Origin of the sequence: Brenneria izbisi (assembly GCF_025840185.1) — a bacterium.
Lineage (GTDB): Bacteria > Pseudomonadota > Gammaproteobacteria > Enterobacterales > Enterobacteriaceae > Brenneria > Brenneria izbisi.
This window is the reverse complement of sequence record NZ_JAMPJU010000005.1, coordinates 156,240-169,033: the sequence shown is the minus strand read 5'-3', so window position 1 is coordinate 169,033 and position 12,794 is coordinate 156,240. Positions and strand designations below refer to the sequence as shown.

Below are 12,794 nucleotides of genomic sequence, written 5' to 3'. Positions count from 1 at the left end.
AGAAGCGTATGTGGCGGTTATTGTGCAACAGTTCTACGACGCTCAGCGGCATGACAGGTAAAGTAAAGGAAGCGATATCAACCCGTTTTGTATCTCTGAGGTGACGATGAATAAGCAGGAATTGAGTAAAACCGACCGCATCATTCTGAATATTGGTCAGCAAATTGTTGGCGGCAAGTACGCTCCCGGAGCGTCATTACCGGCAGAGGCAGAGTTATGTGAAGAGTTTCAAACCTCGCGCAACATTATTCGTGAGGTTTTCAGAGCGCTGATGGCTAAAAGGCTGGTGGAAGTAAAGCGGTATCGCGGCGCGTTTGTGGCGGCGCGTAACCAGTGGAATTATCTGGATACCGACGTATTGCAATGGGTTCTGGCCACCGACTATGACCCGCGGCTAATCCGCGCCATGAGCGAGGTGCGTAATCTGGTCGAACCGACGATTGCCCGCTGGGCTGCGGAACGGGCGACCTCAAGCGAACTGGCGGTTATTGAAGCGGCGTTAAACGACATGATCGCCAATCACCAGGATCGCGATGCGTTTAACGAAGCGGATATCCGCTTCCATGAAGCGGTGTTGGCGGCGGTACATAATCCAGTATTACAACAACTTAGCGTGGCTATCAGTTCGTTGCAGCGGGCGGTGTTCGAGCGGACCTATATGCCGGATAACGCTAACATGCCGCGCACGCTGCGTGAGCATCAGGATCTTTACGATGCTATCCGGCATCAGGATGCTGATGCGGCGGAACAGGCGGCGCTGACCATGATCGCCAGTTCGACGAAACGACTAAAGGATATTACATGAGTGAAAGCTATATCGCGGTTGACTGGGGATCGACCAACCTGCGGGCCTGGTTGTACCTGGATGGCGTTTGTATCGACACGATGAAGTCCGAGGCGGGCGTCACGCGATTAAACGGCCAGACGCCGCGGCAGGTTTTTCAGCACCTCGTCGCACCCTGGCGGCAGCACAATGTACCCGTGGTCATGGCGGGCATGATTGGCAGCAATGCCGGCTGGTTGTCGGTGCCTTATCTCCCTTGTCCGACGCGGTTGACGCAAGTGGCCCATCGGCTGACGCGGGTAGAGGAAGCCAGGCCGTTATCCGCCTGGATTGTCCCCGGCCTGAGTATTGAGCGGGACGATAACTGCAATGTAATTCGCGGTGAGGAAACCCAGCTTATCGGCGCGTATCGTGAATGTCCGGCACCGCTTTACCTGATGCCGGGCACGCATTCGAAGTGGGTGCGGACTGATGACAGCAATGTACTGGATTTCCGCACGGTGATGACCGGCGAACTTCACCATCTGTTGATGACGCACTCGCTGATTGGCGTGGGATTAGGTGAGCAGCAACCTGCGCCACAGGCATTCCAGCAAGGTCTGGCGCTTGCTTTCCATGATGACAATATCGTTCGTTGCCTGTTTGAAACTCGCGCGGCGCATGTGTTGGGCCGATTAGACAAACATGCGGTCAGTGACTGGCTATCAGGATTACTTATCGGTAATGAGGTGTCGCAAATGCAGCGCCACTATCTGGTGACGGCGGACGAGCCGATTACGCTGGTCGGTTCGCCCGCGCTGACAGCACGCTATGAGCAGGCATTATCACTCGCCGGATTGCGTTGGCAGTTACTTGATGGCGATCGGGCTTTTCAGGCAGGTATAAGGAGCATGGTTAATGAGTTGGCAGACTAATCTTCCCTTGATTGCCATTTTACGCGGCATTACGTCAGACGAGGCGGTGGAACATATCGCCGTATTGCTGGATGCGGGATTTGATGCGGTGGAGATCCCGCTGAATTCGCCAAATCCCTATCACAGTATTCAACTGGCGATTGAGCATTTTGGCGATCGCGCGCTGATTGGCGCGGGGACAGTGTTGCAGCCTGATGCGGTTGATCGGTTGCATCATATCGGCAGCAAGCTGGTTGTGACGCCCAATATTTCTCCCGCGGTGATCCGTCGGGCCATTGATTACGGCATGACGGTCTGTCCCGGCTGCGCCACCGCTACGGAAGCGTTTACCGCGCTGGATGCCGGCGCCCAGTCATTGAAAATTTTTCCGTCGGCGGCATTTGGGCCGGATTATATCAAGGCGCTGAAAGCGGTTTTGCCAAAAGAGATACCCGTCTTTGCCGTCGGCGGGGTAACGCCGGAGAACCTGAAGGATTACTTGCGCGCGGGTTGCATCGGCGCCGGATTAGGTAGCGATCTTTACCGAGCCGGACAGTCGGTCGATGTGACAGCGCAAAACGCGCATGCATTTGTTAACGCCTATAAGGATGCTGTTCTATGAAAATTACCAAACTTACCACGTACCGGCTGCCGCCTCGCTGGATGTTCCTGAAGATTGAAACCGATGAAGGTGTTGTCGGTTGGGGCGAACCGGTTATTGAGGGCCGCGCGCGTACCGTTGAAGCCGCCGTCCATGAACTGTCCGACTATCTGATCGGCCAGGATCCGGCCCGTATTAATGACATCTGGCAAGTGCTATACCGGGCGGGTTTCTACCGAGGCGGCCCAATCCTGATGAGTGCGATCGCCGGTATCGATCAGGCCTTATGGGATATCAAAGGCAAAGTGCTGGGCGTGCCGGTTTATCAATTACTGGGCGGACTGGTGCGCGATAAAATCAAAGCCTACAGCTGGGTAGGGGGCGATCGTCCTGCTGAGGTAATTGCGGGGATCGCAAAGCTGACAGAAATTGGTTTCGATACGTTTAAGCTGAACGGCTGTGAGGAAATGGGCATTATCGATAACTCACGCAAGGTGGATGCCGCGGTTGCGGTAGTGGCCGAAATTCGTGAGGCCTTTGGCAACAGCATTGAATTCGGTCTGGATTTTCATGGGCGCGTCGATGCGCCGATGGCGAAAATTCTAATCAAAGAACTGGAGCCGTATCGCCCTTTATTTATTGAAGAACCAGTTCTGGCTGAACAGGCGGAATATTATCCTCGTCTGGCGGCGCAAACCCATCTGCCGATTGCCGCAGGAGAGCGTATGTTCTCCCGTTTTGACTTCAAGCGTGTGCTGGCGGATGGCGGTCTGGCCATTATTCAGCCTGATTTATCTCACGCAGGCGGCATTACTGAGTGCTTTAAAATTGCGGCAATGGCGGAATCTTATGACGTTGCTTTGGCGCCGCATTGTCCGTTGGGGCCTATTGCATTGGCGGCCTGTTTACATCTTGACTTTGTTGCGCGTAACGCGGTGTTTCAGGAGCAAAGTATGGGTATTCATTATAATAAAGGCGCCGAACTGTTGGACTATGTAATAAATAAAGAAGACTTTGCCATGACCGACGGTCATTTTTATCCCCTGAATAAACCCGGACTTGGGGTGGAAATTAATGAAGACCTGGTTATTGAACGCAGTAAAAACGCCCCTGACTGGCGTAACCCGGTATGGCGTTATCCTGATGGCGCAGTTGCAGAATGGTAATAAGCCGAATGGTAATAATAAAGTAGAACGATTCACCAACGCATTATAGCGATTAAATATCGACTATCACACATATATTTATTTTGTGTGCGGGTGACTGTTTTGATTTTTATTGGCTTGGGGGGGTACAGTTTTTTTATGGCGTTCCATTATCAAGTTGAATCGAAATTTTTGTCCACCAGGGACATGTAAATAATCATTGCCATTATCTAGCCCACTATCTCAATAAATATTGAGATAGTGCGGTCATACCGGGGAAAAACAAAAGCATACCACCTGCTGGTGTTGTTTATATCTCAAAACAGTGGGCGGGAAAGATTACCGTCCGCGTAATAAATAGCGATAACAGGAATATAAGATGGATATAACATTAACTACCCGTCCTACAAAACGACGCTATCTCACATTACTGATGATATTTATTACCGTCGTCATTTGTTATGTGGATCGCGCTAATCTGGCTGTGGCTTCGGCTCATATTCAAGAAGAGTTTGGTATTACTAAAACGCAAATGGGATATATATTTTCAGCATTCGCCTGGACGTATACGTTATTCCAAATTCCAGGGGGCTGGTTCCTTGATCGCGTCGGCTCAAAACTGACCTATTTTATTGCCATTATGGGATGGTCGGTCGCCACGTTATTACAGGGGTTTGCGACCGGTCTGGCGTCATTAATCGGTTTACGGGCGCTGACCGGGTTATTTGAAGCCCCCGCTTTTCCGACCAATAATCGCATGGTGACAAGCTGGTTTCCTGAGCAGGAGCGTGCCTCTGCCGTTGGGTTCTATACCTCCGGGCAATTTGTCGGTTTAGCATTTTTGACGCCTTTGCTCATTTGGCTCCAGGAGCTCATGAGTTGGCACTGGGTATTTATCGTCACGGGCGGGATCGGCATCGTCTGGGCGCTCATCTGGCATTTTGTTTATCAGCCGCCGAAAAAAAGTAAAAAGATCAATCAGGCAGAACTGGACTATATTGCCACTGGCGGCGGTATCATTGATGGTGATGCGCCGTCTGAGAAAAAATCCCGCGCGCCTTTAACCGCCGCCGACTGGAAGCTGGTGTTTAACCGTAAACTGATTGGTGTGTATATCGGGCAGTTTGCGGTGACATCGACGCTATGGTTCTTCCTGACCTGGTTCCCAAATTACCTGACGCAGGAAAAGCAGATCAGCGCGTTGACCGCCGGCTTCATGACGGTTGTTCCCTTCCTGGCCGCGTTTTTTGGTGTGTTATTGTCAGGGTTTGTGGCTGATCGCCTGGTGCGCAGTGGTAAATCGATAGGATTTGCCCGTAAAACGCCCATCATCTGTGGTTTATTAATTTCAACCTGCATTATGGGCGCTAATTATACCAACGAACCGATCTGGATCATGACGCTGATGGCCGTCGCTTTCTTTGGCAATGGGTTTGCCTCCATCACCTGGTCACTGGTTTCGTCGTTGGCGCCGATCCGTCTGATTGGTTTGACCGGCGGTGTATTCAACTTTGTCGGTGGCCTTGGCGGGATTACCGTACCGTTGATTATCGGTTATCTGGCGCAGGATTACGGTTTTGCCCCCGCGTTAACCTATATTGCCGCGGTTGCTCTGATGGGTGCATTGTCTTACATCTTTCTGGTGGGCGACGTTGAACGCGTAGGGTAATCATTTGACGATATAAATTATCCCCAGCTAAAAAACCGGCTTGTCCTGATGAGGGGACAAGCCGGAAGAGGGTAATACTGATAAAGCTAATATTAGTTATAAATTACCGCAGTACCACGCAGCAGGTTATTACCCGTTGCGGACGTGATGCTATATGCTGTGGCGCCCGCTTTTTCCGCTTTATCAGCCAACTGTGCTTGCAGAGAACTCAGGTCTTTGGCCGTTGCGCTGACTACACCGGCTTTCTCCAGATTTTGCGCCTGTTGTGAAGACACATAATCAGCGGCGGAAGCGCCGAAAGACAGGGTAGCGAGAACGACAGCAGCAGCGATGGTTTTTACGTTTTTCATAATGTCTTATCCTATTCTGATTGATAAAGGTGAAAGGTGATGCCCTTTCGATATGAATAATGTTACGCCGATGCTAATGAAATAGATAACGGATGTTATTGAGGGTGTTGTTCTATTTTTTTGAACAAAATGCTGTCCAGACGTTCTGTTTTTGAGTTGATAAAACAATAACTTATACATAAAGTTGAATTTAATTTACAAAGTGTTGACGGGTGATAATTGTATGGAGAGATGATTTGCCTAACGAACTACAGTTAACGTTTAATGCTGCTGGTCATCAGATTACCAACATTAATGCCTGGTCATGTGATGGAAATTGGCTGGTTTATGATGTCAGGCCGCATGGATCTTCATTTACCGGACTGACCATTGAACGGGTTAACCTCTATAGCCGCGAAACCGAAGTGCTCTACCAGGCTAAAGCCGGTGCGCATGTCGGTGTCGTGACCTGTAGCCCGCAAGAGCCGCTGCGTTATGTATTTATTCATGGGCCGGAAAACCCGGATAGTCAGTGGCAATATGATTTTCATCACCGCCGTGGCGTTATCGTCCATGATAATCTTCCTGGTCATGCGGTGACGTTGGATGCATTTTCGATTACGCCACCTTATCAGGCTGGCGCGCTGCGTGGCGGAACGCATGTGCATGTATTCAGCCCGGATGCCAGCCGGATGAGTTTTACCTACAACGATCATGTCTTACATGAGATCGATCCGGCGCTGGATTTACGCAATGTCGGCGTGGCGGTGCCGCTATCGCCGATAACCGTGCCAAAAGCGCATCCGCGGGAATATGACGGCAGCCACTATTGTGTGCTGGTCAGCCGGACGACGCCGCATCCTCGCCCCGGCAGCGACGACATTAATCGCGCCTATGAAGAGGGCTGGATCGGTTGCGGCGGGTATCGTCGTCCCGATGGTACGCGGCAGCGCTGGGCGCTGGCCTTTATTGGCGATACGCTTTCGGCAGCGGCAGAGAAAGTGCCGGAAGTCTTTATTGTCGATTTACCAGAGGAACTGGCGGGTTATGCTTGTGCCGGAGAAATGCCGCTGGCAGGCACCGCCACAACGATGCCCGCACCGCCGCAGGGTGTACGGCAACGTCGCCTGACTTTTACTCAGCATCGCCGTTATCCTGGATTGGTGAACCAACCTCGTCACTGGCTGCGGGCTTCACCCGACGGCAACGCCATCGCTTTTTTAATGAAGGATGACAACGGCATTGTTCAACTGTGGACGATTTCCCCCAATGGCGGCCAACCCCGCCAGGTCACGCAGACGGCACATAGCATTCAGTCGGCATTTAACTGGCGGCCTGATGGTCGCTCGCTGGCTTTCGTCTGCGACAACAGCATCATGCTGTGTGACGCTGCAACCGGTGAATTGGTTCGCCTGACTCGGCGTACGGAAAAGACGCCCAGTGCGGATGCGGTGGTGTTCTCACCAGATGGCCGACACATCGCGTACATGCGCGAAATTAACGGATTTAATCAGCTTTTTGTCGTGGCTGCGCCCGCGTGAGGCAAATATTAAGGCGAGCGCGGATTAAAGCTGATTGTGGGCAGCGGTCGTGGGCGGTGAACCGGCGCTTTGGTTCTCTTGCTCACTTTGGTGAATGCGATCGTGCATAGAGGTGTGGTCATGCCCTGAACGATAATAGTCATAAGGCAGCAACAGAGTATCGGCAGCCGCGGAAAACGGCAGGTCAAGCGCCACCAGCGGCAGCATAGCCCAACTGGTATCGTCGTCGCGCAACATATCCATACTGGCGCGAGTGCCGGAGTAGTACCCTTGTTCGGAACCGGTGCGCGTCATTACGCTGGAGCAACCACTAAGCGAGGTGATGGCGCAGCTTGTGATGATGAAAGAGAAGCAAGCTCTTTTCAGTATGGCCGTTTTTAGCCTGATCATTGTATCGTCCGCCAGAGGAAAGCCTGTTCGCCCAGTCATCAAATATACCTGTCATCCCTCAAATGTTCGCGCACTTGCCTTGCTTGAAGATCGGATAAGCGCGATTCAGTGATTACGCAAATGTATCTTGTCTGTCGCTTATTGAGTGTATGTGATAACACCCATTTTATGAGTGAATTTTGCATGAAAAGCACGAATTTTTCTTTTCAGGCAATTGAAAGTCTGAGAAGGGTCACCATATTGATAACAAGCCGGACGAAAAGGATATGCCGTAAGGATATCTGTTCTGGCGGTGAACCTGTCCTGAGGGAAGGTTGATAGTTAATCCTCGCTGAATATATTAGGAGGCTGTTTTATGCGTAACCCTGATTTTTCTCCGCTTTATCGTTCCGCTATCGGTTTTGATCGCTTGTTTAATCTGTTGGAAAGCGGTCAGGCTCAAGGTAATGGCGGTTATCCCCCGTACAACGTCGAGTTGGTTGACGAAAACCAATACCGCATCGCCATTGCTGTGGCCGGTTTTGCCGAACAGGAACTGGATATCACCGCTCATGACAACATGCTGATTGTGAAAGGCGCGCATGCCGGTGAACAAACAGCCCGCAACTACCTGTATCAAGGCATTGCCGAGCGCAATTTTGAACGCAAGTTCCAGTTGGCTGAGCATATCCAGGTGAAAGGCGCCAATTTGCAAAACGGCCTGCTGTATATCGATCTGGAGCGTATCGTGCCGGAAGCGATGAAGCCGCGTCGGATTGACATCAAATAACCGACGTTGCCCTGCGGTCAGTTGTGACGGCACACGCCTGAGTGAATAAACCTGTCTCGTCCGCCGAATGGGGACGAACCCAGACACGCCTTGCCGTGACTGGGAGAGATTGTCTCGCTTCATAGAAGGAGTAAATATTATGCGTAACTATGATTTATCACCTCTGCTGCGTCAGTGGATCGGTTTTGACAAATTAGCCAGTTCGATGGGCGGTCAGGAGCCTATTGAGTTCCCGCCGTATAACATTGAGAAAAAAGACGATAACCACTATCGGATCACTCTGGCTTTAGCCGGATTTCAGCAAAGCGAACTGGATATCGAGGTGGAGGGGCCGCGCCTTACAGTGAAAGGCAACCCGACACCGGCGGAAAAAGAAGTGCAATACCTGCATCAGGGTTTGGTGTTTAAACCTTTCTCCCTGAGCTTTACGTTGGCGGAGCATTTGCATGTCTTTGAAGCACATTTCGAACACGGCTTGTTGCATATTGATCTGGTGCGTGAAGTGCCGGAAGCGCTGCAACCGCAGCGGATTGCGATTGGCGGTAGCCAGCCGGTATTAACCCAGTCTCCCGCAGAGAGTGAATCTAACGGGTAAGCTGACGGTTTGCGCCGGCGGTAACGCCCGCCTTGACGGGCGTTACCGAAAGTCGCGGTCTGATGGCGCGTAAATAATGCCGGTTTTGTTGGTTGTACCCGTGGCTTAGCCAAGCCGCGGGTATTGTTATGGCGGGCTATCTCTGTCCGCCAAAAGCGACGTTAAAAATTTCCCCTGGAAATTTTTTGTGCTGCCCGCCACATTTCTCCCTGAATCGTTCTGCCAGAATCAATAACAGTAAAAGCCCACACTCAAACGAGTGTCTGCTTTTGCTCATTTTCCAGGCAGACAAGTCCGTGCAATAAGGATATAAGGTATGAGTGATATCGCGCTTACCGTGTGTATGTTGGCGCTGGTGGCGGTTTTGGGCTTATGGATTGGTAACTGGCGGATTTATGGCGTCGGTTTAGGAATTGGCGGCGTCTTGTTCGGCGGGATCATTATCGGGCATTTCGCTCAGAGCTATCAGCTTAGTTTGAATAGCGATATGCTGCATTTTATTCAGGAGTTTGGGCTAATTCTGTTTGTGTATTCCATTGGTATTCAGGTCGGTCCGGGGTTTTTCTCCTCTTTGCGTGTTTCCGGTTTGCGTCTCAACGCCTTTGCCATTCTGACGGTATTTATCGGCTCTGCGGTAACCGTCGGCATTCATAAAATTTTCGATGTCCCTTTGCCTATTATTCTCGGGATTTTCTCCGGCGCCGTAACCAATACGCCCTCGCTCGGCGCCGGGCAGCAAATCCTGACCGATCTCGGTTCCGATGGTGCGATGATAAACCTGATGGGGATGGGCTACGCTATGGCTTATCCGCTGGGGATCTGCGGTATTTTACTGGTGATGTGGGTGTTGCGCGTGTTGTTTCGTGTGGTGATTGAGACAGAGGCAAAACAATTTGAAAGCCATTATGGGCAACACCATGAGCAACTTCATACGATGAACGTATCGGTGACCAACACCAATTTACAAGGGTTGGCGATTCAGGATGTGCCTATTCTGAATCATGACACGATCGTTTGCTCTCGCCTGAAACGTGGCGATGAACTGATGGTGCCTTCACCAATGACGGTTATTCAACTGGGTGACTATTTGCATCTGGTGGGGACGAAAAACGATCTGGAACAGGCGCGACTGGTGATCGGCCAGGAAGTGGATACATCGTTATCGACTCATGGTACTGATTTGCATGTCGAGCGGGTGGTGGTGACTAATGAAAAGGTGCTGGGCCGCAAGATCCGGGAACTGAACCTGAAGCAAAACTACGATGTGGTGATTTCCCGCCTGAATCGCGCCGGTGTCGAACTGGTCGCCAGTAACAATGCCAGTCTGCAATTCGGCGACATCCTCAATCTGGTCGGACGCCAATCTTCCATTGATACCGTGGCGGATATCGTGGGGAACGCGCAGCAGAAACTCCAGCAAGTACAGATGTTGCCGGTATTCATCGGGATTGGTCTGGGCGTTCTGTTGGGGTCGATTCCGCTGTTTATTCCTGGATTTCCTGTCGCGTTAAGGTTGGGACTGGCGGGCGGTCCGTTGGTGGTGGCGTTGATTCTGGGGCGGATTGGCGGTATCGGCAAATTGTATTGGTTTATGCCTCCCAGCGCCAACCTCGCGTTGCGTGAACTGGGGATTGTGCTGTTTCTGTCGGTGGTCGGGCTGAAATCCGGCGCAGGCTTTATTGATACCCTGTTGTATGGCGATGGGCTGTGGTGGATTGGTTACGGCGCGTTGATCACCATCATTCCATTGCTGATTGTCGGTATGCTGGCGCGGATATTGGGCAAGATGAATTATCTGACGCTGTGCGGTATGTTGGCCGGATCAATGACGGATCCGCCCGCGCTGGCGTTTGCGAATGGACTCCATGCGACCAGTGGCGCCGCGGCGCTTTCCTATGCCACGGTTTACCCGTTGGCGATGTTTTTACGCATCATGTCGCCTCAAATACTTGCCGTTCTGTTTTGGGCGATGTAGCTCATGCTCCAGGGGTTGAAAAATGCTGCTTAAAAAATGTGCTTGAATGTTATCGACAGGCTAAAAAATAAAACGAATAAGGCGAGGTGAACGACTCGCCTTAATTATTTTTTTTAATGAGAATATTGTGCTAAAAATAAATAAAGCCATATAACTGGTTGCCTATAAAAAGGAATGTTAAAACCATGCTAGAGGTAAGGCTTTATTGATGGGTTCAGAAGAAGAACGCTCGTTAATTTTATGTTCTTTTATTGTTGATTAATATTGAATTTAAAGGTTTTTTTGTTCTTTAAGTGTATTAAAAAATTTTTTATAAACAAATTAATAATTACATTTAGTAACTAAAGTAACGCTTCTTCCAGGGCGCTTTATAATATTATCTTTTCATTAGTTATTCGGTTTGATGGGGCGAGAAAAGCACCCTGACCTGATTATTTTCTCGTCTTTTTTTTCCACAGATGTTTCCTGTTGTGCTTGTTAATACCACATTAACTTGCAGGGTGATGAAGGAAGAAGAAAAGAAACACCAACTCCTCCGCACGGGACATCCGTTGTGAATTAACGATTTCGTTTTAATGAAGAGTGGTGTTCTTATGTCTGCAAATAGTAGCAGGTTGCTAAAGCTCCTGATTATCGTCTGTATTGCCGGTGGGTTATGGTTACTTCCGGTTCCTGAGGGGGTTCAACCCGATGCCTGGCACTTAATGGCGATTTTCATTGCCACCGTGGTCGGCCTGATCCTCTCTCCGTATCCTCTCGGCGCTATGGCGATGTTCAGCCTGACGTCTGTCGCAATATTAGGTCTGTTATCCATTAAAGAAGTTTTGGCCGGATTCAGCGATCCGACCATCTGGATGATTGCCTGTGCGTTCTTTATTTCCCGCGGATTTATTAAAACCGGTTTTGGCCGGCGTATCGGCCTGCTGTTTATCAGCAAGTTGGGTAATAGTTCGCTGGGGCTGGCCTATGGTCTGGTGTTTACCGATTTATTGTTCGCGCCAGCCATGCCGTCCACCTCTGCCCGCTGCGGTGGGATTATCACGCCGCTGTTCCGCTCCATCTCGGAAGCGTATGACTCAACGCCGGAAAAAGGCACGCAACGCCGTATTGGTGCTTTCCTGGTGCAGTCTATTTTCCAGTGCAATGCCGTGACGTCGGCAATGTTCATGACGTCCATGGCGGGTAACCCGATGGTCGCCAAGCTCGCTTCCCAGTTTGGTATTCACATCAGTTGGACCGACTGGGCATTGGCTACCTTGTTGCCGGGCTTCCTGTCGCTGGCGCTGATCCCTTACCTTATCTACCGTTTTTATCCGCCGGAACTGAAAAAAACCTCGGAAATGCGTGCGATTGCCGTCGAAAGACTGCGTGAAATGGGGCCGATGAGCCGCAATGAATGGATTGTGCTGGGCGTTTTCTTTGGTCTGGTCACGTTCTGGGTGCTGGGTTCTACGCTGAACATTGACGCCACCCTGACGGCGCTGGCGGGCCTGAGCGTGTTGTTGCTCAGCCGTGCATTGACCTGGGATGATGTGGTCAGTGAAAAAGAAGCGTGGCATACCGTTGTCTGGTTTGCCGTGCTGATGACGCTGGCGGGACAGCTTAACAAAATGGGGCTGATTTCCTGGCTGGGCGGTCTGGCGGGCAACGCGGTAAGCGGTATGCACTGGTTGCCGATGCTCGGTCTGTTGCTGCTGATTTACTACTACAGCCACTACCTGATGGCGAGTGCGATTGCCCATATTAGTGCGATGTATGCGATTTTTGTTTCCATTGCGCTGGCGGCAGGCGCGCCTCCGATGCTGACTGTGCTGGTTTTCGGTATCTTCAGTAACCTGTTTATGTCCACAACCCACTATTCCAGCGGTCCGGCACCGATTCTGTTCGGTTGCGGTTACATGCCGTTGAGCACCTGGTGGAAGATTGGTTTCTCTATCAGCCTGGTGATTATTCCCATCTGGCTGGGTGTGGGCTCCATGTGGTGGAAACTGCTTGGTTTCTGGTAAGGCCAGATAACGCATTTGTCTTCAGTTTTATTCAATTCTCCTTCTACTATGACGCGCTCGGCCACTTGTGGTGAGCGCGTTTATCCCAACACGCGGA

At 50.9% G+C, this 12,794-nt stretch carries 12 protein-coding genes; 10 read left to right on the top strand and 2 right to left on the bottom strand.

Going from position 1 to position 12,794, the window contains the following annotated elements:
* Window positions 1-106 precede the first annotated feature (106 nt).
* From dgoR to NC856_RS08905, 5 genes are all read left to right on the top strand, one after another.
* Window positions 107-805, top strand: coding sequence for a D-galactonate utilization transcriptional regulator DgoR (gene dgoR / locus NC856_RS08925; protein ID WP_113865659.1), 699 nt, complete (start codon window positions 107-109; stop codon window positions 803-805).
* A complete protein-coding gene (locus tag NC856_RS08920) occupies window positions 802-1,698 on the top strand; it encodes a 2-dehydro-3-deoxygalactonokinase (RefSeq protein ID WP_264090081.1) in 897 nt (298 codons plus the stop codon). The genes dgoR and NC856_RS08920 overlap by 4 nt, the downstream gene beginning before the upstream one ends.
* Window positions 1,682-2,299, top strand: a complete 618-nt coding sequence (locus NC856_RS08915; protein WP_264090080.1) for a 2-dehydro-3-deoxy-6-phosphogalactonate aldolase — start codon at window positions 1,682-1,684, stop codon at window positions 2,297-2,299. Before NC856_RS08920 ends, NC856_RS08915 begins: the two co-directional genes overlap by 17 nt.
* Complete coding sequence (gene dgoD / locus NC856_RS08910) at window positions 2,296-3,444, top strand: galactonate dehydratase (protein WP_264090079.1); 1,149 nt, start codon at window positions 2,296-2,298, stop codon at window positions 3,442-3,444. The genes NC856_RS08915 and dgoD overlap by 4 nt, the downstream gene beginning before the upstream one ends.
* Before the next feature lie 358 nt (window positions 3,445-3,802).
* A complete protein-coding gene (locus tag NC856_RS08905) occupies window positions 3,803-5,092 on the top strand; it encodes an MFS transporter (protein WP_264090078.1) in 1,290 nt (429 codons plus the stop codon).
* A 92-nt stretch (window positions 5,093-5,184) separates the two neighbouring features.
* Here NC856_RS08905 and bhsA read toward each other — a convergent pair whose 3' ends face one another.
* The gene (gene bhsA / locus NC856_RS08900; RefSeq protein ID WP_264090077.1) at window positions 5,185-5,442 is read right to left on the bottom strand and encodes a multiple stress resistance protein BhsA; all 258 of its coding nucleotides are present in this window, start codon (window positions 5,440-5,442) and stop codon (window positions 5,185-5,187) included.
* Window positions 5,443-5,678: 236 nt separating this feature from the next.
* Here bhsA and NC856_RS08895 point away from each other — a divergent pair, with 236 nt between their 5' ends.
* A complete protein-coding gene (locus tag NC856_RS08895) occupies window positions 5,679-6,962 on the top strand; it encodes a DUF3748 domain-containing protein (RefSeq protein WP_264090076.1) in 1,284 nt (427 codons plus the stop codon).
* Window positions 6,963-6,986: 24 nt separating this feature from the next.
* Here NC856_RS08895 and NC856_RS08890 read toward each other — a convergent pair whose 3' ends face one another.
* A complete protein-coding gene (locus tag NC856_RS08890) occupies window positions 6,987-7,391 on the bottom strand; it encodes a YceK/YidQ family lipoprotein (protein WP_264090075.1) in 405 nt (134 codons plus the stop codon).
* A gap of 316 nt (window positions 7,392-7,707) precedes the next feature.
* On the opposite strand from NC856_RS08890, the gene ibpA reads away from it, so the two are divergent.
* From ibpA to NC856_RS08870, 4 genes are all read left to right on the top strand, one after another.
* Complete coding sequence (ibpA, locus tag NC856_RS08885; protein ID WP_264090074.1) at window positions 7,708-8,121, top strand: small heat shock chaperone IbpA; 414 nt, start codon at window positions 7,708-7,710, stop codon at window positions 8,119-8,121.
* A gap of 139 nt (window positions 8,122-8,260) precedes the next feature.
* Window positions 8,261-8,716, top strand: a complete 456-nt coding sequence (gene ibpB / locus NC856_RS08880; protein WP_264090073.1) for a small heat shock chaperone IbpB — start codon at window positions 8,261-8,263, stop codon at window positions 8,714-8,716.
* Window positions 8,717-9,032: 316 nt separating this feature from the next.
* On the top strand, window positions 9,033-10,691 hold the full coding sequence (locus tag NC856_RS08875) for a putative transporter (RefSeq protein WP_264090071.1): 1,659 nt from the start codon (window positions 9,033-9,035) through the stop codon (window positions 10,689-10,691).
* A 593-nt stretch (window positions 10,692-11,284) separates the two neighbouring features.
* Entirely contained in the window at window positions 11,285-12,697 is a 1,413-nt protein-coding gene (locus NC856_RS08870) for an anion permease (RefSeq protein WP_264090070.1), read from the top strand.
* Window positions 12,698-12,794 lie beyond the last annotated feature (97 nt).